The sequence below is a fragment of the Acidocella aromatica genome (genome assembly GCF_014201825.1).
Taxonomy (GTDB): domain Bacteria; phylum Pseudomonadota; class Alphaproteobacteria; order Acetobacterales; family Acetobacteraceae; genus Acidocella; species Acidocella aromatica.
In genome coordinates, this window is record NZ_JACHFJ010000010.1 from 1 (window position 1) to 21,084 (window position 21,084).

20 protein-coding genes are annotated in these 21,084 nt (G+C 66.3%); 12 read left to right on the forward strand and 8 right to left on the reverse strand.

From position 1 onward, the window contains the following. Window positions 1–202: 202 nt before the first annotated feature. Together uvrC and HNP71_RS10365 are read right to left on the reverse strand one after the other, a co-directional pair. Window positions 203–2,083, reverse strand: a complete 1,881-nt coding sequence (gene uvrC / locus HNP71_RS10360) for an excinuclease ABC subunit UvrC (protein WP_183266852.1) — start codon at window positions 2,081–2,083, stop codon at window positions 203–205. A 213-nt stretch (window positions 2,084–2,296) separates the two neighbouring features. Next, on the reverse strand, window positions 2,297–2,707 hold the full coding sequence (locus tag HNP71_RS10365) for a dihydroneopterin aldolase (protein WP_183266853.1): 411 nt from the start codon (window positions 2,705–2,707) through the stop codon (window positions 2,297–2,299). An 83-nt stretch (window positions 2,708–2,790) separates the two neighbouring features. On the opposite strand from HNP71_RS10365, the gene HNP71_RS10370 reads away from it, so the two are divergent. From HNP71_RS10370 to HNP71_RS10380, 3 genes are all read left to right on the forward strand, one after another. Then, window positions 2,791–3,231 (forward strand): copper chaperone PCu(A)C, encoded by a 441-nt coding sequence (locus tag HNP71_RS10370; protein WP_183266854.1) that lies wholly within the window; start codon window positions 2,791–2,793, stop codon window positions 3,229–3,231. A 77-nt stretch (window positions 3,232–3,308) separates the two neighbouring features. After that, entirely contained in the window at window positions 3,309–4,613 is a 1,305-nt protein-coding gene (gene ahcY / locus HNP71_RS10375) for an adenosylhomocysteinase (RefSeq protein WP_183266855.1), read from the forward strand. Beyond that, window positions 4,613–5,035 (forward strand): DUF4149 domain-containing protein, encoded by a 423-nt coding sequence (locus tag HNP71_RS10380; RefSeq protein ID WP_183266856.1) that lies wholly within the window; start codon window positions 4,613–4,615, stop codon window positions 5,033–5,035. Before ahcY ends, HNP71_RS10380 begins: the two co-directional genes overlap by 1 nt. Here the strand turns inward: HNP71_RS10380 and HNP71_RS10385 are convergent. Genes HNP71_RS10385 through tsaD form a run of 4 tightly spaced genes read right to left on the reverse strand, consistent with a single transcriptional unit; the run spans window position 4,997 to window position 9,236 of the window. Beyond that, entirely contained in the window at window positions 4,997–6,430 is a 1,434-nt protein-coding gene (locus HNP71_RS10385; protein ID WP_183266857.1) for a glycosyltransferase family 39 protein, read from the reverse strand. The two genes, HNP71_RS10380 and HNP71_RS10385, sit on opposite strands and share 39 nt — an antisense overlap. Then, window positions 6,423–7,379: an NAD(P)H-dependent glycerol-3-phosphate dehydrogenase gene (locus HNP71_RS10390; protein ID WP_183266858.1), complete on the reverse strand. Its 957-nt coding sequence runs from the start codon at window positions 7,377–7,379 to the stop codon at window positions 6,423–6,425. Before HNP71_RS10390 ends, HNP71_RS10385 begins: the two co-directional genes overlap by 8 nt. Next, entirely contained in the window at window positions 7,372–8,184 is an 813-nt protein-coding gene (locus HNP71_RS10395) for a 23S rRNA (adenine(2030)-N(6))-methyltransferase RlmJ (RefSeq protein WP_183266859.1), read from the reverse strand. Before HNP71_RS10395 ends, HNP71_RS10390 begins: the two co-directional genes overlap by 8 nt. Beyond that, entirely contained in the window at window positions 8,181–9,236 is a 1,056-nt protein-coding gene (gene tsaD, locus HNP71_RS10400; RefSeq protein ID WP_246344179.1) for a tRNA (adenosine(37)-N6)-threonylcarbamoyltransferase complex transferase subunit TsaD, read from the reverse strand. Before tsaD ends, HNP71_RS10395 begins: the two co-directional genes overlap by 4 nt. 56 nt (window positions 9,237–9,292) lie before the next feature. Here tsaD and hemC point away from each other — a divergent pair, with 56 nt between their 5' ends. The 9 genes from hemC to HNP71_RS10445 are packed head-to-tail and all read left to right on the forward strand — an operon-like array spanning window position 9,293 to window position 19,341. Further along, window positions 9,293–10,276: a hydroxymethylbilane synthase gene (hemC, locus tag HNP71_RS10405; RefSeq protein ID WP_183266861.1), complete on the forward strand. Its 984-nt coding sequence runs from the start codon at window positions 9,293–9,295 to the stop codon at window positions 10,274–10,276. Then, window positions 10,273–10,941, forward strand: coding sequence for a uroporphyrinogen-III synthase (locus HNP71_RS10410; protein ID WP_183266862.1), 669 nt, complete (start codon window positions 10,273–10,275; stop codon window positions 10,939–10,941). The genes hemC and HNP71_RS10410 overlap by 4 nt, the downstream gene beginning before the upstream one ends. Continuing rightward, window positions 10,938–11,825 carry a hypothetical protein gene (locus HNP71_RS10415; RefSeq protein ID WP_183266863.1) on the forward strand — a complete coding sequence of 296 codons (888 nt, stop codon included), beginning with the start codon at window positions 10,938–10,940 and terminating at the stop codon, window positions 11,823–11,825. The genes HNP71_RS10410 and HNP71_RS10415 overlap by 4 nt, the downstream gene beginning before the upstream one ends. 4 nt (window positions 11,826–11,829) lie before the next feature. After that, window positions 11,830–13,035: a heme biosynthesis HemY N-terminal domain-containing protein gene (locus HNP71_RS10420; RefSeq protein WP_183266864.1), complete on the forward strand. Its 1,206-nt coding sequence runs from the start codon at window positions 11,830–11,832 to the stop codon at window positions 13,033–13,035. Next, window positions 13,032–14,660: an ABC transporter substrate-binding protein gene (locus HNP71_RS10425; RefSeq protein WP_183266865.1), complete on the forward strand. Its 1,629-nt coding sequence runs from the start codon at window positions 13,032–13,034 to the stop codon at window positions 14,658–14,660. The genes HNP71_RS10420 and HNP71_RS10425 overlap by 4 nt, the downstream gene beginning before the upstream one ends. Continuing rightward, window positions 14,657–15,610, forward strand: a complete 954-nt coding sequence (locus HNP71_RS10430; RefSeq protein WP_246344180.1) for an ABC transporter permease — start codon at window positions 14,657–14,659, stop codon at window positions 15,608–15,610. Before HNP71_RS10425 ends, HNP71_RS10430 begins: the two co-directional genes overlap by 4 nt. Beyond that, entirely contained in the window at window positions 15,603–16,412 is an 810-nt protein-coding gene (locus tag HNP71_RS10435) for an ABC transporter permease (protein ID WP_183266866.1), read from the forward strand. Before HNP71_RS10430 ends, HNP71_RS10435 begins: the two co-directional genes overlap by 8 nt. Beyond that, complete coding sequence (locus tag HNP71_RS10440) at window positions 16,409–18,151, forward strand: dipeptide ABC transporter ATP-binding protein (RefSeq protein ID WP_183266867.1); 1,743 nt, start codon at window positions 16,409–16,411, stop codon at window positions 18,149–18,151. The genes HNP71_RS10435 and HNP71_RS10440 overlap by 4 nt, the downstream gene beginning before the upstream one ends. Next, entirely contained in the window at window positions 18,148–19,341 is a 1,194-nt protein-coding gene (locus HNP71_RS10445; RefSeq protein ID WP_183266868.1) for a glycosyltransferase family 87 protein, read from the forward strand. The genes HNP71_RS10440 and HNP71_RS10445 overlap by 4 nt, the downstream gene beginning before the upstream one ends. Here HNP71_RS10445 and metW read toward each other — a convergent pair. Both metW and metX read right to left on the reverse strand, forming a co-directional pair. Continuing rightward, entirely contained in the window at window positions 19,282–19,881 is a 600-nt protein-coding gene (gene metW / locus HNP71_RS10450; protein ID WP_183266956.1) for a methionine biosynthesis protein MetW, read from the reverse strand. The genes HNP71_RS10445 and metW overlap by 60 nt on opposite strands. Window positions 19,882–19,895: 14 nt before the next feature. Further along, complete coding sequence (gene metX / locus HNP71_RS10455; RefSeq protein WP_183266957.1) at window positions 19,896–21,038, reverse strand: homoserine O-acetyltransferase MetX; 1,143 nt, start codon at window positions 21,036–21,038, stop codon at window positions 19,896–19,898. Window positions 21,039–21,084 lie beyond the last annotated feature (46 nt).

Sequence of the window (21,084 nt, forward strand, 5' to 3'; positions counted from 1 at the left end):
TTTGGAGAAATCCAGCAGCATCTCGCCAAAACGGGCGGAAAACTTGGCAAAACGCGCGGGGTCAGCGTCGAAAAGCGCGGTAATCCGCGGCGCGGCTTGCGCTTGTGCATCCAGTTCGGCCCAAATCTCCCGGCTCATCGAACAAGTCTCCCTGCGTGTCCTCGCCTTCTTAGCCAAGGCAACATGGCGGTATTACGGCAAATTAAGACCGATCGTCATCCATACGCACGCCAGGATGAAAAAAGGCATAAACCGCCCTCGCCGTGGCACGGTTGATACCGTCCACCGCCTCCAGATCCTTCAGCCCCGCGCCCTTCACCTCCCGCGCCGAGCCGAAATGCAGCAGCAGCGCCTTCTTGCGCGCCGCCCCGATGCCGGGAATCTCATCCAGCTCCGAGGTGGTGATCTTCTTGCTGCGCGCATTGCGGTGGGTGGTGATGGCGCAGCGGTGCGCCTCATCGCGCAGGCGCTGGAGGAAATACAGCACCGGATCACGCGGCGGCAGTTGAAATGGCTCGCGGCCTTCCATGTAGAACCATTCGCGCCCGGCATCGCGGTCCGGCCCCTTGGCGATGCCGACCAACAGCACATCCTCCAGCCCCAGATCGGCCATCACCGCCTTAGCCGCCGAAAGCTGCCCGGCACCGCCATCGATCAGCACAAGATCCGGCCAGGACTCCGACTCCCTGTCCGGGTCCTCGGCCAAGGCCCGGCCAAAGCGGCGGGTCAGCACCTCGCGCATCATGCCAAAATCGTCGCCGGGGGTGATGGCGCTCTTGATGCCGAATTTGCGGTAGGCGGATTTGTTGAATCCCTCCGGCCCGGCCACCACCATCACGCCATAAGCGTTGGTGCCCATGATGTGCGAGTTGTCGTAGGTCTCGATCCGCTTGGGCGTCTCCGGCAGGCCGAACAGCTCCCCCACCGCCGCCAGCAGCTTGCCCTGCCCGGCGGTCTCGGCCAGCTTGCGCTCCAGCGCCTCCCGCGCATTGGTGGCGGCGTGCATCACCACGTCGTGCTTCTCGCCCCGCTGGGGCACCAGCAGCGCCACCTTCCGCCCGGCCTTTACCGAAAGCGCCTCCGCCAGCAGCTCATGCTCCTCGGGCACGTGATTCAGCAAAATCAGCGGCGGGGGCGGCTTATCATCATAGAACTGCGCGATGAAGGCGGCCAGCACCTCACCCGGCTCATCCCCCTTGGTATTGGCGGGGAAGAAGCTGCGATTGCCGTTATTACGCCCGCCTCGGATGAAGAACACCTGCACGCAGCTCTGCCCCGCCGCCTGATGCAGGGCGATGACATCGGCATCCCCCAGGCTGGCGGGGTTGATGACATCCGTGCCCTGAACCTGCGTCAGCCCCCGGATACGGTCGCGGATCGCCGCCGCACGCTCGAATTCCAGGTGCTCCGCCGCCTCCTGCATCGCGGTAGCCAGCTCCTTCTGGATCGCGCTGGTCTTTCCCGATAAGAAAGCCTTTGCCTGGTCCACGAGCACCTTGTACTCAGCCTCCGAGACCCGTCCAACGCATGGTGCACTGCAGCGTTTGATCTGAAACAGCAGGCAGGGCCGAGTCCGGTTGGCGAAAACCGTGTCCTCGCAGGTGCGCAGCAGGAACACGCGCTGCAACGCCTGCACGGTCTGGTTGACCGACCATGCCGAGGCAAAAGGCCCCCAATAGGTCGCCTTGCGCGTATGCGCCCCCCGGTGCTTGGCCAGTTGCGGGAAAGAGTGATCCTCGGTCAGCATCAACCAGGGGTAGGATTTATCATCCCGAAGTAGAATATTGTAACGTGGCTGTAATCTCTTGATAAGATTAGCCTCAAGCAGCAGCGCCTCGGCCTCGGCATGGGTGGTGACGATCTCCATCGACACCGTATCCGCCACCATCCGGCGCAGGCGCTCCGGCAACCGGGCAATCTGGGTGTACGAAACCACCCGCTTCTTCAGGTTCCGCGCCTTGCCGACATACAGCGCCGCCCCCTTGGCATCGAGCATTCGGTACACGCCAGGGTTGCCCGGCATGGTCTTCAGCGCCGCCTCAATAACCCCGACTCCAACCTCCTGCGGCTTATCCACAGTCATCGTGATAACCCTGTGGATAAGTGTGTGGAAACTGCGACAAGAGCCGGGACAACCGGATTAGGCCCGCAAGCGGCCATAAATTACCCCTTAACTTTGTTACCTGCGATTAACACGCTGAATTCACTCGTAAATTTTCCAAAAACAGTGACTCGAAAGCGCATCAAAACCAGGGCAAAACCCCTTGACTCCAAGGCAAATCAAGGCAGTGGAAAACTAAGTATTGCGGCGCTCGATCTCAACACCCGCGGCGGCGGCATCGGGGAACACATCAAGCTTTTCCACACAGACCCGGACCTGCCGGACGCGCTCGTCAGCCAGGCAGATTTCGGCCAGACGTTCGGCCAAAGTCTCCACCAGTTGCACATGGCCGGAGGCCACCATGGCCCGGACATCGTTCACGATGGTCTCGTAATCCACCACCCGGTACAGCTCGTCCGCGCCCACGGCCGCGCGGGAAAAATTCTGCGCGCCGTCATCCAGCACGCTGAGGTCCAGGTTAATGCAGATGCGCTGGCGGGCGGCGTGTTCATGCGGATGCACGCCGATACTGGCGGCAAGCACGAGATCGCGGATGAACATGCGGCGAGTGGCGCGGGCGGCGTCGGCGTAGCGGGGGTATTCCATGGCCCAGCGTTTTGCGCGCACGGCCGGAACAAGGCAATCTCTTGTTCCGAACCAGCGGCACGCCCCACGACAAGGAAGCGGACATGAACAAAGCACGATTGGCCTTATGGCTGGGCACATTGGCGGCGCTGCCCGGCCTTGCCCTGGCCGGAGCCCCCCCGGGCGTTACGGCCCAACACGCCTGGGTGCGGTATCTGCTGCCCAACCTCCCAGCAGGCGCCTACCTCACCCTGACGAATAACAGCGACACCCCAGCCATACTGACCGGCGCCAGCTCCCCCGCCTGCTCCATGCTGATGCTGCACCAGAGCATGGATGAGAGCGGCACCTCCATGATGATGGGCGTCTCCGCCATTCCCGTCCCGGCGCACGGCACCCTGGCCCTCTCCCAAGGTGGCTACCACCTGATGTGCATGGACCCGAAAATGCGCGTCGGCGGACAGATCCCCCTCGCGCTTGAGTTTCAGGACGGCACCACCCTGCCCCTGAACGCACAGGTTTACGGCCCTTCCGGCCCGCCCTGAACAACCTCCCGGTGTTGGCAGCACCGCCGCAACAGAATAAGAGCGAGGGCAGATTTTTGCTCTGAGAGGATTGCGATATGGCTGACGCCACGGTGCTGGACTACAAGGTCAAGGACATTTCCCTGGCCGAGTGGGGCCGCAAGGAGATCGAGATGGCCCAGGACGAGATGCCGGGTCTGATGGCGCTGCGCGAGGAGTTCGGGGCCAGCAAGCCGCTCGCGGGCGCGCGCATCGTCGGCTGCCTGCACATGACGATCCAGACCGCCGTGCTGATCGAGACGCTGACGGCCCTCGGCGCCACCGTGCGCTGGTCCTCCTGCAACATCTTCTCCACGCAGGACCATGCCGCCGCCGCCATCGCCGCCGCGGGCATCCCGGTCTTCGCCTGGAAGGGCATGTCCGAGGATGAGTTCTGGTGGTGCATCAACCAAACCGTCACCGGCCCGGATGGCTGGACCCCGAACATGATCCTGGACGATGGCGGCGACGCCACCACCCTGATGCACCAGAAATACCCGGAGCTGCTGGCCAATGTGCGCGGCCTCTCCGAGGAAACCACCACCGGCGTGCATCGCCTGTGGGAGATGGAGCGCAAGGGCGAGCTGAAGGTGCCCGCCATCAACGTCAACGACTCCGTCACCAAGTCGAAGTTCGACAATCTCTACGGCTGCCGTGAGAGCCTGGTGGACGGCATCCGCCGTGGCACGGACGTGATGATGGCCGGCAAGGTCGCCGTGGTCGCCGGGTTCGGCGATGTCGGCAAGGGCTCCGCCGCCAGCCTGCGCAATGCCGGCTGCCGCGTGCTGGTGACGGAGATCGACCCGATCTGCGCCCTGCAGGCCGCGATGGAAGGCTACGAGGTGGTGACCATGGAAGCCGCCGCCCCGCGTGGCGACATCTTCGTGACCGCCACCGGCAATGTGGACGTCATCACCCTCGAGCACATGCGCGCGATGAAGCACCGCGCCATCGTCTGCAACATCGGCCACTTCGACAGCGAGATTCAGATCGAGTCCCTGCGCAACTACAAGTGGGAAAACGTGAAGCCGCAGGTGGACGAGGTCGTCTTCCCCGACGGCAAGCGCCTGATCGTGCTCTCCGAGGGCCGTCTGGTGAACCTCGGCAACGCCACCGGCCACCCGAGCTACGTGATGTCCGCCAGCTTCACCAACCAAGTGTTGGCGCAGCTCGAACTGTGGACCGCGCCCGCCGGTAAGTACGAGAACAAGGTGTACGTGCTGCCCCGCCATCTGGACGAGAAGGTCGCCGCCCTGCACCTCGCCAAGGTTGGCGCCACGCTGACCAAGCTCTCGGCGAAGCAGGCGGATTATCTGGGCCTTGAGGTCCAGGGGCCGTTCAAGCACGAGTTGTACCGCTACTAATGCCCGCCTGGGGCAGCATCCTGGCCGTTCTTGGTCTTGGAATCCTGGCGGGCGGGATGCTGTTCTTCGGCGCCGTGATGGCGCCGCTGGTGTTCACCCATCTGCCACTGCCGGTGGCGGGTGGGTTCATCCGCGCCGCCTTCCCCTGGTATTACGGCTTCATGCTGGGCAGCGCTGGTCTGGCGCTGCTGGGGCTGCTGCTGCAACGCCGCGTGCTGGCGGCCGCTGTGCCAGGGGTGACGATCCTCATCACCGCCTGGGCGCTGCTCTGGCTGCTGCCGCATATGGATGTGCTGAAGGCGGCGAACGATTCAGCCGGGTTCAGCTTCTGGCACAATATCTCCGTCTGGCTGAATGGCGGGGAGCTACTGGCGGCGTTGCTACTACTGATCCGCACAGCCGCGATCAAAAACCGCGATTAACGGCGTCCGCGCCACCTGGGTAAAACAACGGTCCAGCCGCATGGCGTCCAGCATTTGCGCGCTGGCGGCTTGGCTGGCACCGTCCACGCCCAGCGTGACAAGCACCACCTGCGTCTCGCCCTGAACATCCAATGCCGGCCCGGCGCGGAACAGACGCAACCGCATGGCATCCGGCGCGGCGGCGATAAACGGCCCCGGCACCCCCACGCCATCATTCCCCAGCGGCACCACCACCAGCGCCCCCGGATACGAAGCCGCCTCCCGCGCCGCCAACCCCTGCGGCTGCATGGTGGAGGCGGCAAAAGCCAGCCCGGCGATGGCCGCTGCCTGGGCGCCAAGCATCACCGCCAGCAGCCATCGGGGTAATGCCGGAGCCAGCAACAGCGCCAGCCAGGGCGTGGCAAAGCCGAGATAGCGGATCTCGATGGGCGTATTGTGGAAGACCAGCCCCAGCGCCAACAGCCCAACCGGCGTAGCCAAAGCCAGCAGCGCAAACAGCCCCGCCCACTCATGCCGCCGCCGAAGCACGTAGCCAAGCCCGGCCACAATCAGCGCCAACAACACCAGCGTTACAGGCAAGGCAAACGCCCCGGCATAAACCGGCAACCCGCCGAAGACCACCGCCCCCGCATCCTTCGCCAACAGGTCCAACGCATGGCCAGGACTGAACGCCACGAACTGCGCCGCCCGCGAGCCACGCTGGACGAGGAAGAACCAGGCATCGGGTAGCAAAAACGGCACCAGCCCGGCCAAAGCCGCCGGAACCAGCCGCCAGCGCACCCGGCAGAGCCAAAGCAACGCCGCCACTCCGGTGAAAATGGCGAGGTAGTTGCTGAAACTCGCCGCGCCGAACAGCGCGCCACCCGCCAGCGCCACCCTCCACCGCCGCTCCCGCGTGGCCAGAAACAACAGCAGCACGCCGCCAATGTCGCAAAGCTGCGCCAAGGCGAACCCGCGCGCGACGACGCCCGTGTAAGCAAATCCGTAGGAGAGCAGCGTAAGCGCCAGCGCGGACAGAACCGGTATCGCCGCCGCCTCGGCCAAACAGGCCAGCAGCGCAAGCCCACCCAGCGTGAACAACACGGAAAGCGCCCGCGCCGCGAACCATGATGGCCCGAATACCTGCCGCCACGCATCCAGCACCCAAAAATATAAAGGCGGATGCACGTCCCCGGCGCGCAAATCCTGCGCTACCCGCCAAAAACCCGCGCCCCCGGCGTAGAGCCAGCGCACCGCGCCAGCAGTGAACACGCCAGAAGGCCAAGCCGGGCGGGCATGGCCTGCGGTCAGGAAGATCGAATAGGCTTCGTCATATTCCGAGCCACGAAGCCAAGCGATGCCCAACAACAACACCGCGGCGGAACAGAGAAAAACAGCGACGCGCCGGTCATTCATCCTTCAGCGCGCGGCTCATCAGCGCCGCCATGGTCTGCCCCACGTTCATCTCCCCGGCCAGAAGCCGCGTCACCGCCTCGGTGATTGGCATCTCCACCCCCACGGCGCGCGCGCGGGCCAGCAGAGCGGGTGCTGTGGCCACCCCTTCCGTCACGCTGCTGCGGCTAGCGAGAATTTCGGCCAAGCTCCGCCCCTCGCCCAGCGCCAACCCGAGCGAGAAATTGCGGCTGCTGAGCCCGGTGCAGGTAAGCAGCAGATCGCCCAGGCCGGACAGACCGGAGACCGTCTCCGCCTTGCCGCCCAGGGCCGCCGCCAAGCGGGCGATCTCGGCCAACCCACGGGTAATGAGCGCCGCACGCGCATTCTCCCCCAGCCCGGCGCCGATCACCACGCCCGCCGCGATGGCGATCACGTTCTTCGCAGCCCCGCCAAGTGCTGCGCCCATAATGTCGGCGCTGCCGTACAGGCGTAGAGTGTCCGTCCTCAGCGCCGCGATCAGGCGTGTGCGCGTCTCCGCCTCCGGCATGGCCAGCACGGCGGCGGCGGGCAACCCGGCGGCGACCTCATGCGCAAAATTCGGGCCCGTGAGCATCGCGGCGGGGCGGCCGCCCACCAACTCGGGCGGCAGGAGCAGCGTGCCTGTCTCCAGCCCCTTGCAGCACAGCACCAACGGCGCTGTGTTTTGCGGCAGGGCCGGGAGAATGGAGCGCAGATGCTGCATCGGCACAGCCAGCAGTAGAATATCCGCGCCCGGCATCGTGGAGGTCAGGCGCAGAGTCTCTGGCAGCGCGACACCTTTCAGGCGCGGGTTCTCCCGGCTGCGTTCCATCTCGGCCACCTTGGCGGCATCGCGCGCCCAGAGCGCCACCTCCTTGCCCGCGCGCGCGAAGAGAATGGCCAGCGCCGTGCCCCAGGCCCCGGCGCCGATCACGGCAATGGATTCACTCATTGATCACTCTCTCGATCACACTCGAACAGCCTGGCTCGCCCAGCACCGCTTCGCAGGCGGCGAGGATGGGGGCAGCCTCTTCCTCGAACCCGTAAGGCGGGTTGACGATCAGCAGGCCACAGCCGTTCAGCCCCAAGGGATTGATATCCGGCCGGCGCAAGAACTCCACGGCGATAACGTCGCGAATCGGCGTCAGCTTCAGGCTCTCGAAGAAACTCCGCACCGGGCCACGATGCTTGACCGGGTACCAGACCACGAACACGCCGGATTTGAATTTCCGCCATCCCACCAGCAGGGCTTTCTCCAGTGCCGCGAACTCATCGGTACGCTCGAAAGGCGGGTCGATCAGCACCAGCGCGCGCTTCTCCGGCGGCGGCAGAAAGGCGCTAATGGCCTCGTAACCGTCACGTTCATGCACTGCCACAGTCTCCGCCCCGCGCATGTTCCGGCGCAGCGTGGCGGCGTCCTCGGGGTGCAGTTCACAGGCGATCAGCCTGTCCGTTGGCCGCAGCAGCGCCGCCGAGAGAGCCGGGGAGCCGGGGTAAAGACCAAGCTCCCGCACCAGCTTCACGTATTCGGCCAAGGCGGGCGGCGGAGCGTCGAGCAGTTTGCCTATGCCATCGCGCCATTCGCCGGTCTTTTCCGCCTGCTCGGAACGCACATCGTAGCGGCCAATCCCGGCATGGGTGTCCAGCAGCAGGAACGGCTTGTCCTTGCGCTGCATGGCGCGGATCAGCGGGATCAGCAGCGCGTGCTTCATCACATCGGCAAAATTGCCGGCGTGGTAGATATGGCGGTAGTTCATGCGGAGAGCTGTTCCAGTGGCCAGCGCGGCTTGCAAGGGGCGTTGAGCGCGCTCGCTTGGCCCACGGCCAAACGCTCCTGCGCCGCCCAGGCGACCATCACGGCATTGTCGGTACACAAGCGCAGCGGCGGGGCGATAAGCGGCTTGCCCTCCTTCTCCGCCACTGCGGCCAAACGGGTGCGGATGGCGGTATTGGCTGCCACACCACCCGCGATGATGATGGCCGAGGCATCCGGGCAGAGCTTCAGCGCATGGTCCAGCCGGTCGCCAAGAATATCCGTCACCGCCGCCTGAAAGCTGGCGGCAATGTCCGCGGCACGGGCGCGGGCCAGCGCCCCTGGCGGCTCGGCGGCCACCAGCTGCGCCACGGCGGTCTTCAGGCCGGAGAAGGAGAAATCGCAGCCCTCGCGGTGGAGCATCGGGCGCGGCAGCGGCACGGCCCGCGCATCGCCTTCCTGCGCGATGGCCTCCAGAGACGGACCACCGGGGTAAGGCAGGCCGAGCAGCTTGGCCGTCTTGTCGAAGGCCTCGCCCACCGCGTCGTCCAGCGTGGAGCCGAGCAGCCGGTAGCTTCCCACGCCCTCCACCGCCACGCATTGGCTATGCCCGCCCGAGAGCAGCAGCAGCAAATACGGAAACGCAGGCCGCACCGGCGCCAGCCCCGGCAGGCGCGCGGTCAGCGCATGCGCCTCAAGATGATTGATGGCGAGATAAGTCTTGCCCGCAGCGATGGCCACGCCCTTTGCATAGCCGGTTCCCACCAGCAGCCCGCCGATCAGCCCCGGCCCCGCCGTACCCGCAATCGCAGCCAAGTCGCCAAACCCCAACCCCGCCTCGCGCAACGCGTCCTTCACCATCGCGCCCAGCGCCGCCAGATGCGCCCGCGCCGCAATCTCCGGCACCACGCCGCCAAAAGCCGCATGATCCGCGATCTGGCTGTACACACGCTCGGCCAGGATGCGCCCGTCCGGCGCCACGATGGCGGCGGCGGTCTCGTCGCAGGAGCTTTCTATGCCCAGCACCGGCCCACGCGGCAGCGGACTATGTGCCATGTGTTCAAGTTTGGCCTCACCTTTTCTTTCCATGCCACACGCTCTAGACCAGCCGCGTGAAAACCGTAACACCCAACGTGAAGCCCCACTCCCGCAACCTGCCCCTCAAGGTCGGCACGCGCGGCTCACCCCTGGCCCGGCAGCAGACGGCGACGTTCCTCGCCCTGCTCAAGCAGTTCTGCCCGGTGCTGCGCGGCATGGAGGTGTTCGAGGAACACATCATCGTCACCACGGGTGACGCGGTGCAGAACCGGCCGCTGGCCGAGATCGGCGGCAAGGGGCTGTTCGCCAAGGAAATCCACGAATCCCTGGCCGAAGGGCGGATCGACTTCGCGGTCCACAGCCTGAAGGACCTGGAGACCGTGCTGCCGCCGGGCATCGCGCTCGCCTGCACGCTCAAGCGCGAGGATGCGCGGGACGTGCTGATCCTGCCCCCCGGCGCCGCGATAGACCCCGCCGACCCGTATGGCGCGCTGCCCCAGGGCGCGCGCGTCGGCTCGGCCAGCGTGCGCCGTCAGGCACAGCTGAAATACGCGCGGCCGGACCTCAACTTCTCTCTGCTGCGTGGCAATGTCGGCACACGCCTGGGCAAGGTGGAATCCGGCGAGTTGGACGCCACGCTGCTGGCCTATGCCGGGCTGCGCCGCCTGGGTCTGGCCGATAAGGCCAGCGTGGTGCTGAGCCCGGAACAGATGGTCCCCTCCGCCTGCCAGGGCATCGTCGGCATCACGGTGCGCGAGACCGATACCGAGCTGCTCTCGCTGCTCTCGGGCATCGAGGATCCGGAGGCGAAGGCCGTCTCCACCGCCGAACGCGCGCTGCTGAACGCGCTGGACGGCTCCTGCCGCACGCCCATCGGCGGTTACGCCCGGCTGCTGGAGGATGGCAGCCTGCACCTCACCGGCCTTGTGGCGCGGGAGGATGGCAGCTTCCTGCTCAAGCGCACCGCCATCGGCGCCGCGAAGGACGCCGAGGCCCTGGGCCGCGAGTTGGGCAACGAGCTGAAGGCCGACAGCCCGTCGGATATCTTCCTGCCATGAAGCTGCTGGTCACCAGGCCGGAGCCGGGCGCAAGCGCCACGGCGGCGCGCTTGGCGGCCATGGGGTATGAGCCGGTGGTTCTGCCCTGCCTCACCATCCGCGCCACCACGCCGCGCCTGCCGGAACACCCGGCGGCGCTGGTCATCACCAGTGGGCAGGCCATTCCCGCCCTGCCCGCTACGCTGCGCAACATCCCCGCCTTCTGCGTGGGCGACGCCACCGCCGCCAAAATGCGCCAGGCCGGGTTCACCCGCGTGGAAAGCGCCTCCGGCAATGCCGATGACCTCGCCCGGCTGGTGGCGGCACGGCATGTGCCGGGGCTGCATCTGCTGGCGGTGGGCGAGCGGCATGGGCTGGTTTTGGCCAAAAAACTGCGCGAGGCTGGCATCCCGGTACTGCGCCGCAAGGTCTATGCCGTCACCCCCGCACGGCATCTGCCCGAGGATGTGACAACGGCTCTGGCGGCCGGAAAAATCCCCGGCGCACTGTTCTATTCGGCGGAAACCGCCCGCGCCTTTGCACGGCTTAACCCGCCCGGCACCGCCAAAATGACCGCCTACGCCCTGAGCGAAACGGTCGCGGTTGCGTTACAAGACTTGCCCTGGGCGCAAATCCGTGCCGCAGTGGCGCCAACGGAAGCGGATCTGATGGCGTTACTGGCATGAGCGAAACAGAAACAACGAGCGCAACCCCAAAAGAGACACCAACCGAGACCACGCCCCCGGTGCCCGCCCCGGCGCCGAGCACGCCGGTCGCCCCGCGCCCCCCGCGCTCGGCTTGGCCGGTTGTGTTCACTCTGGGCTTCCTGGTCCTTGGCGCGGGCGAGGGCTATCTCTGGTACAACCAGCAGGGCCATCAGGCCGACGCCACGCAACTCGCCGTACTGCGCACGCAAATGGACGACATGCGCACCGAAGCCTCCCGCACCGCCCCTGCGCCGAACAGCGTGGTGGCTCAGGCGGACCTCGCGCAGAAATACGCCGCCCTCGCCGCGCAGGTGAACGCCATGCAAACGCAGGAAGCCGCCGACCACGGCCAGATCAGCCAGATGCAGGCCAATGCCACCGATCTCGGCCAGCTCACCACGCGCATCGCGCTGCTCAACGCGCTGGAGACGGCACGCATGGCGCTCGATGCCGGGCTGCCGCTGGGGACCATCCCGAACGCGCCGGACGCCCTGGGCCAATTCTCCACCAGCGCCCCGCCGACCGAAGCCGCCTTGCGCCAGAGCTTCCCCGCGGCTGCCAAGGCGGCCGAAGCCGCGAGCCTTTCTCCCAACGGCAAGGTGGGGTTCTGGGATCAAGTGAAGCTGCGGCTGGAAGGCATCATCACCATCAGCAACGGCGACACCGTGCTGTTCGGCCCGCCCGCCGCCGCCCTGCTGAACCAGGCCGAAACCGCGCTGGCGGCGGGAGATCTCGCCGGGGCCGTAGCCAAGCTGCAGGCGCTAAGCCCGGCATCCCAGGCCGCGATGGCCGGATGGCTTGCCCAAGCCAAGGCGCTGCTCGACGCCCGCGCCGCACTGATGACCATGGCACAGGGAACCTGACGCCATGTTGCGCGCGGTGAAATTCATGCTCCTGGCCGCGGCGCTGCTGGCGCTGGCCTGGTGGGTGGGTGGCCTGCCCGGCACGGTCACGGCCCATGCCGGGCCTTACGCGGTCACCACCTCCACCCCTGCGGCGATATTGCTGCTGTTCATCATCGCCGTTCTGCTCACGGTGCTGCTGCGCGTGTTGGGCGGCATACGCCGCGTTCCTGGGCAGCTTGGCGGCTGGCGCGCGGGCAAGCGGGCGGCGGCGGGCGAAGCCGCGACCCTGCGCGGGCTGGCCGCTCTGGCGGCGGAAGACGCCCAGGCCGCCAAGGCTGAGGCCGCAAAGGCACTAAAGTTTCTGGGGGAGACCCCGCTCGCCCTGATGCTGAGCGCCGAGGCCGCACGTCTGGCCGGTGACGCCGCACAGGCCAAGACCGCGTTCGAGAAGCTGACCCAGCACAAGGAGCTGAAATTCCTCGGTCACCGGGGCCTACTGCGCGAGAGCTTGGCAGCACAGGACCACGAGGCCGCGCGCCAGCACGCCCAGGCGGCGGAGGCGGCGTATCCCGGCTCGGCATGGACAAGGGCGCAGCGGCTGGAACTGGCGCTGCACGAACAGGATTACGCCACCGCTTCGGGGCTGACGCGGGAAAGGCACGAGATCGCCGCACTGGCCACGGCGGCGGCGCGGAACGCCACCGATCCTGCCCAGGCGCTCAATTTCGCCAAACAGGCGGTGAAGGCTGACCCGCAACTCGCCCCGGCTGTGGTGGCGCTGGCCACGGCGTTGCGCGCCCTGGGCAAGACCCGTGCGGCGAAGAAGGCACTGTACGCCGGATGGCAGGCCGCCCCGCACCCGCTCATCGCCGAGGCATGGTCGCTGCCCGAGGCGCGCCCGCTGGACCGCGCGAAGGAAGCTCCCGAGCTCGCCGCCGCCAATCCGAGCCATGTGGAATCCGAACTGCTGCTGGCCCGCACGGATCTGGACGCCGAGCTGACCGGCGAGGCCAAGCGCCACGCCCAGGCGGCGCTCGATGCCGGGGGCAATGACGGCCGAGCCCAAGCCATTCTCGACCAACTCGCAGGCAAGCCCGCCCAACCTTCCCGCTTCGCCTGGATCTGCGACTCCTGCCACCATGCGCAGCCGGAATGGGCGCCGGTCTGCCCGGTCTGCCACAAGATCGGCTCGCTCAACTGGCACGCCCCCGGCACGGCGCTGGTGTGAAGCGGCTGCGCGCGCTCGCGCTGGCCTGCGGGCTGGCGTGTTCCGCCGCGCCCGCTGCCGCGCAGGAGTGCGGCACCATCGTCATCCCCACCGGCATCGGCATCTCCGGCGGGGCGGACATCACCTCATTCAACCCGTTGCTCGCCAACTCGCTCTACAACACCGCCGCGGCGGGCATGATGTTCCAGGGGCTGATCTGGGTCAGCGGCCGGACGCTGCAAATCGACTGGTCGCGCAGCCTCGCCAGCTCCATCACCACGCCCGATAACGGCCAGACCTACGACGTAAAACTCCGACCCTGGCACTGGTCGGACGGCGTGCCCGTCACCACCGAGGACGTGGCCTACACCTTCAGCCTGATCAAGTCGCTCGGCCCCAGCTACGCGGGTTATGGCGCGGGCGGCATGCCGGATATCGTGCAATCCTTCACCGTCATCAGCCCCAGCGAGTTCCGCGTGGTGCTGAAACATCCGGTGAACCCGCAATGGTATATCTTCAACGGCCTTGCCCTGCTGCTGCCGCTGCCCAAGCACGCCTGGAGCAAGTACACGCTGGACGAAATCTTCCAGAACCAGAGCCAGCCAGGCTTCTTCCAGGTGGTGGACGGCCCGCTGCGCCCCGAGCGGCTGGATATCGGGCTGGACCTGATCATGACCCCCAACCCGAATTGGGAAGGCCCGCCTCTGCATTTCTCCCGGCTGGTGTGGAAATTCGTGGAAGGCGATGGGGCCGCCTTGCAGCAGGTGGAGTCGGGCGATCTCGACCTCGCCAACGCGCCGATGGATTTGTGGAAAGCGGTACAGAACCTGCCCGGCATCCGGCTCATCAACCTGCCACCAGGTTTGAGCTTCCACGAGATCCAACTGAACCTGCGCAACACGGATGTTGCCTTCTTCCGCGATGTACGCGTGCGCCAGGCCATGGCCGACGCCATCGACCAGCAGGAAATGATCGCGCTCATCGACCATGGCCAGGGCGAGGAAATCCGCTCCCCCGTGCCACCAAACCCGCCCACCTATCTGCCGCCCGCGATGCGGGCGGGGCAGTATCCGGTGGAGTACGATCCGCAAAAAGCCTTGGCCCTGCTGCAAGAGGCCGGATTTACCCGTGGCCCTGACGGCATCATGCAAAAAAACGGCGTGCGGCTGTCCTTCACCTATCTCAGCCTCTCGGGCGGAGCGGTGAGCGCGCAGACGACCGTGATGCTGCAATCCTATCTCGCCAAAATCGGCATCGAGGTGAAAGTGCGGCAGATCGAGTTCAACCAGCTCGTGGCACTGCTGAATAACCCACATAGCGACTGGGAAGCCGCGGGCCTCGGCGAGACCGTGGGCGTTTACCCCAGCGGTGAGGAACTCTTCGGCACCGGGGCCTTCGCCAATGCGGGCGGTTATTCCGACCCGAAAATGGACCAGCTCATCGCCGAAAGTACCGACAAGCCCGGCCTGCAAGGGCTTTACGACTACGCCACCTATGCCAGCGAACAGCAGCCGGTGATCTTCATGCCCGTGGGCAGCACCTCCATCCTGGCCCGCGCGCGGGTCCAAGGCGTGGAGAACTTCGTTGACCCCGCCTACAATTATTACCCTGACGCGCTGTACTGCACCGAAAGCGCCGCGCCATGATGGGCATGGTCCTGCGCCGCGCCGCGTCCTCCTGCCTCTCGGTGTTCATCCTGGTCACGTTGGTCTTCTTCATGGCGCATCTCACGCCGGGCGGGCCCGCTTATTCCATATTGGGCCAGAAGGCGACGCTGGCCTCCGTGGCGCAGGTAAATGCGCGGCTGGGGCTGGATCAGCCCTTGCTGAAGCAATATGGCATCTGGTGGTGGCATCTGGCGCAGGGGCAGCTCGGCTATTCCTATCTGCTCAACCGGCCCGTCAGCGCGCTGCTCTGGGGCTATGAACGCAACACGCTGATCTTCTACTCGATCGCCATTTTCCTCAGCACCGTCCTGGCGATTTTGCTGGGGCTGATCCAGGGCGTGTATTTCAACCGCTGGCAGGCGAAGCTGATCGGCGCGTTCCAGCTTGGCTTTTACGCCGCGCCGCCCTTCTTCGTCGCCGCCATGCTGGTGCTGTGGTTTTCCGTGCAGGCAGGGTGGCTGCCCGCCAGCGGCATCACCAATCTCCGCGCCGAACACCCGAGCCTTGGCGCCTATGCCGCGCATCTGGTGCTGCCCGTTATCACCGTCACGTTGCTCACCGTCTCGCCGCTCTCGCGCTATTTTGGCGAGGCTGTGCATGAGGAGCTAGGCAAGGATTACGTGCGCACCGCCCAGGCCAAGGGGGTGGGGTTCACACGCATTCTGCTCGCGCATGTGCTGCGCAACGCGCTGCGCCCGCTCGTCACCATGCTGGGGCTGTCCTTCCCGTATATCTTCACCGGCGGCGTCATTGTTGAATCCGTCTTCAACTATCCTGGCCTCGGCTGGCTGATGTGGCGCTCGGCCTTGTCGCAGGACTACCCGGTGCTGATCGCCATCGTGCTGGTCATCGGGCTGCTCACGGTCATCGGCAATCTGCTGGCCGACATCGTAAACGGGCTGCTCGACCCGAGGGCGAGTTATGAATAGGCCGCGCGGCAATTTCGCCGTTGGGCTGGCGCTGGGCGGGATCATCCTGTTCCTCGGCTTCATCGCGCCATTCCTTTACCCAGCCGACCCCTACGCCATTCACCCAGCCTATGTGCTGCAAGCCCCCAGCCTCGCCCTTCCCCTGGGCACGGACGAGCTGGGGCGGGACAATCTGGCCCTGGTGCTCTCGGGCGGCTTCGCCACGCTGGTGGTGGCGCTGCCCGCCGCGGCGCTGGCCTTCGCCACCGGCCTCGCCTACGGGCTGCTCGCGGGCCTTGCCCCGGCATGGCTGGACAAAATCCTGATGCGCCTGCTGGACGTATTCCTGGCCCTGCCCAGCCTGATCGTGCTGCTGTTCTTCGCCTCGCTGATCACACTGAACAATACCAGCCTCATCCTACTGCTCGGCTTCATCTCCTGGCCCGGCCTCGCCCGGCTGGTGCGCAACGAAACTCTGGCCCAACGCGGGCGGGATTTCATCCTCGCCGCAGAACAGGCTGGGGCGGGGCGGTTCTATCTGGCGCGAGTGCATCTGCTGCGGGTTATCGCCCCGGTGTTGGTGGTGAACGGCACCTTCATGGTGGGCGACACGATCTTCGCGCTCTCGGCGCTAAGCTTTCTTGGCCTGGGCGTGCAGCCGCCCAAGGTGAGCTGGGGCAGCCTGCTGGAATCCGCGCTCAACATCATCGCGCTCGACCCGTGGTGGCTGATCCTGCCGCCCGGCTTGCTGGTGTTCGGCTCGCTGCTCGCCGCCTCGCTCACCGGGCAGGGGCTGCTGCGCCGCTGGGGGGGCGGGCGGTGAGTCCGGTACTGGAGATACGCAACCTCAACGTGGCCCTGCCGCGCGGAGGAGCGGGCAAGGTTTCCGTTCTTGACCACTTCAGCCTTACCGTAGCCCCCGGCGAGATGCTGTGTCTGGTGGGCGAGAGCGGCTCGGGCAAGACCATTGCCGCGCTCTCCATCATGCGACTTCTGCCGCCCGGAGCGGAGCTTACGGGAGAGATACGGCTCGGCGGGCAGGATCTGGCCCAGGCCAGCGAGGCCGAAATGCGCCGCGTGCGGGGTAAGCGCATCGGCATGGTGTTCCAGAACACGCTCGCGGCGCTCAACCCCACCCAGACCGTGGCGGCGCAGGTCGGCGAAGCCTGGCGCGTGCATGAGGGCGGCTCCGCCAGGGCCGCCAGAGCACGGGCGCTGGAGCTGCTGGGGGAGGTCGGCATCCCCACCCCTGCCGCGCGGCTGGACGACTACCCGCACCAGTTTTCCGGTGGCCAGCGCCAGCGCGTGATGATCGCCTTGGCGCTGGCCTGCTCGCCGCAACTGCTTATCGCCGACGAACCGACCACAGGGCTGGACCCGCTGGTGGCGACGCAGATCATGGCGCTGATCGCGCGGCTGCGGCGGGAGCGCAACATGGCGGTGCTGTTCGTCACGCATGATCTCTCGGTGGTGCGCGACCATGCCGATGCCATTCATGTGCTCTATGCCGGGCGCAGCGTGGAGTGGGGCCCAGCAAAAAATTTCTTCATCCAGCCCCGCCACCCATATAGCGAGGCGCTGCTCGGTGCGGTGCCCAGGCTGGGAACAGCGCGGCTGCAAACCATCCCCGGCGCGCTGCCGGAGCCCGAAACCCGCCCGCCGGGCTGCCGCTTCGCTCCGCGCTGCGGCTATGTCCAGCCCAATTGCTGGCCGGACTATCCCCCATCCTCGTGCGCAGGCGATACGGAAACCGCCTGCCTTTACCCGCTCGGCACCACTACGCACCAAGCCGAAGCCAGCGCGGCACCGCCCAGCGGCAGAAGTTTCCCGCTCCAGCTTGAGGCGCGCTCCCTCACCGTGCGGTATTCCAACCGTCTTGCGCTTTCGGATGTCAGCTTCAGCCTCGGGCGCGGCGAGTGCCTGGGCATTGTCGGCGCCAGCGGCTCGGGCAAATCCTCTCTGGGCCGGGCGATTTTGCAGATGCAGCCCTATGGCGGGCAGGTCATGCTGAACGGTCAGGATTTCAGTGTATTACGGGGCGCGGCGAAACGGGACGCCCGGCGCAGGCTGCAAGTGGTGTTCCAGGACCCGCGTGAATCCATGAACCCGCGCATGCGCGTGAGTGAGGTCATCGCCGAGCCGCTGGCGCTGCAAGGCGAAAACGACACCACAGCCCGCGTGGCGGAGCTGCTCACCAGCGTGGGCCTGAGCCCTGACATGGCAACACGGCTCCCCGCCACGCTCTCGGGCGGGCAAGCGCAGCGCGTGGCCATCGCGCGCGCACTGGCGGCAAACCCCGAGCTGATCGTGCTGGACGAGCCAACCTCGGCGCTGGATGTCTCCACCCAGGCGATGCTTCTGAACCTGCTAAAAGACCTCGCGGCACAGCACGGGCTCTCCTACCTCCTCATCAGCCATGATTTCGCGGTGGTCAGCTACATGGCGGACCGCATCGCGGTGCTGAAGGAGGGCCAGATCGTCGAGCTGGCGGAAACCGCCAAGCTGATCGCCAACCCCGGCGATGACTATACCGCGTCGCTGATCGGCGCGGCGAGGCCATGAGCCACCGCCTGGCCTGGGCCGCCACCGCCCTGGCGATGTTGGCGGGGAGCGGGTTGTTTCTGCTGGGGCTCTGGGCGCAAGGCTGGCGGCTGTGGTTGTATCTGCGCCACGGGCTGGGCTTTGCCGACCCATTCTGCACCACCGGCTATTGCGATTACTCCATGTTCTGGCTGGCGGGCATCTTCGCGCGGCATGGCCAGGCGGGGCTTCTCTACGACCATGCGCTCTACGCCGCTCTGGCCGCACAGCTTCTGCCCTACAAGACCGGCTGGTGGCCCTTTGTCTACCCGCCCACCATCCTGCTCCCAGCCTCGCTCATCTCCGTTTTGCCGCTGGCGGCGGGCTATTACCTCGTATCGCTGTTATTGCTGCTGACCTCCGCCGCGCTTCTGCGCCGGGCCGGGATCCCAGGCTGGTGCATCGGCGCCGGGCTAATCTCCTTCCCCGCCATGTGGAACCTCTATCTCGGCCAGTTCGGGCTGCTCTGCGGCGCGCTGCTCGTGTTCAGCCTCTCCCGGCTGCGGACGCAGCCTGTGCTGAGCGGCGCGGCATTGTCGCTGCTGGCAATCAAACCGCAATACGCGCTGCTGGTGCCGGTGGCGGTGCTGGCGGCGCGGCAATGGCGGGCCGTGGCCGCGGGGGCTGTGGGCGTTGTGGCGCTGCTCGGGCTCGGCTGGGCGCTAGGGGGCGGCGCGATGTTCACCGCCTATCTCGGCCCCGGTCACACCGCCATGCATGCGCTGCTAACCCAGCCCCCCTCGGCGCAGGGCTATCAGGCCATGGGCAGCTCGGTGTTCTGGCTGCTGCGTGGACTGCATTTGGGCGTTGCCGCCGCTTATCTCGGGCAGGGCCTCGTCTCCGCTGCGTGCGTATTGCTGGTCTGGCGGCACTGGCGGGAGGGCGAAGTCCCGCTTGCCGCCACGACATTCTGCACGCTGCTTGCCAGCCCTTATGGCTTTACCGACGATCTGGCGATCTACGCCGTGCTGTTGCCCACCTTGGCGCGGCGGGAGACGCCCTGGCGCAACGCCGCCCTGGCTTGGTTATGGGTACTGCCCGCCTTCGCGCCGAAACTCTTCGCGTATACCGGCGCGCTGATTACCCCGCTGCTGCTGCTCGCCGGGCTCGCCTTAAGCTTTACGCAGCAAAAACAGCCCCTGCTCGCCAAACAAATTCGCCAGCTTGCGTGAACGCCGCCACGGCGTGCGCGCCCCCTCCTCATCCGCCGCCAGCCAATCCTCGACGATATAGCCATCCTTGTCGCACAAGGCGAAGAAATCGCTGATCGTGCAGGGGTGGATATTCGGCGTTTCGTACCACATGCGGTTCCAACCCGCGGTCATCGGCATGCGGCCATTCAGCAGCAATTGCAGCCGCAGCGTCCAATGCCCGAAATTCGGAAAGCTGACGATGGCATGCGTGCCGATGCGCAGCATCTGGGCCAGAACCTCGCGCGGCTTCTCCACCGCCTGCAGCGTGCGCGAGAGGATGACATAGTCAAACGCGCCGTCAGGATAGGTAACAAGCTCGGTATCCGCGTCGCCCTGCATCACCGGCATGCCATGCGCCACGGCGCGCTGCACCTCTTGCATATCCAGCTCGATGCCGCGCGCGTCGCAGCCCTTCTCACGGTACAGATGGTCGATAAGCGTGCCGTCGGCGCAGCCGATATCCAGCACGCGCGAACCCGGCGCCACCAGATCGGCGATCAGCTTGAGATCGACACGGATCTTGCGCGGCCTGCTCATGCCAACCCCGCATGCTCGGCGCAGCCAGCGAGAAAGCCGCGCAACGTGTTATGGAAATCCGGTTCGTCGAGCAGGAAGGCGTCATGCCCCTTGTCCGACTGCACTTCTACGAAGGAGACATTGGCCGCGACATGGTTGAGCGCGCGGGCGATGGCGCGCGACTGTGCTGTGGGAAACAGCCAGTCGGACGAGAAAGAGACGAGCAGGAAGCGCGTCTTGGTGCCCTTGAAGGCATCGCCCAGCACGCCGTGATGGTCCGCCGCCAGATCGAACAGATCCATCGCGCGGGTGATGGTGAGGTAGGAATTCGCGTCGAACCGCTGCACGAAGCTGGAGCCCTGGTATTGCAGGTAGCTCTCCACCGCGAACTGGTCGCCCAGCGCCGAGAGCCCCTCGGCATGTTGCAGCTTGCGGCCGAATTTGCGGGTCAGCGCGACCTCGGAGACGTAGGTGATATGCGCAGTCATGCGCGCCACGGCGAGGCCCCGCTCGGGACGCACGCCCTCGCCCCAGTACCGTCCGCCATAAAAGAATGGGTCGGCGGCGATGGCCTGACGGCCGATCTCGTGGAAGGCGATGTTCTGCGCCGAGTGGTAGGAGGCGGTGGCGACAGGCACGGCGGCGAACACCGCCTCGGGGTACAGCGTGGCCCAGGCCAGCACCTGCATGCCGCCCATCGAGCCACCGACCACCGCGAACAGCCGGGTGATGCCGAACGAATCCACCAGCAACTTCTGCGCGCGCACCATGTCCTGGATCGTCACCTGCGGAAAATCCGTGCCCCAGGGCTGGCCGGAGTCATTGGGATGCGGGCTGCGCGGCCCGGTGGAGCCCATGCAGCCACCCAGCACGTTGGCGCAAATGACGAAATATTTGTGCGTATCCACCGGCTTGCCTGGGCCGACCAGATACTCCCACCAACCGGGCTTGCCGGTCTCCGGGTTACGTTCGGCCACGTATTGGTCGCCGGTCAGGGCATGGCAGATCAGGATGGCGTTGCTCTTCTCCGCATTGAGCGTGCCATAGGTACGGTAGGCCACGGTCACGGCGGGTAAATGCTGGCCACAATCCAGCGCCAGACCTTGGGAAAAGGTCACGCTCTGGTGCTGCGTTTCCGGAAAAGCGGGGTTCTGGTCCATGGTACGCCCTCGCATATGCGCTGAGCGCCCCTGCCACGCAACCCTG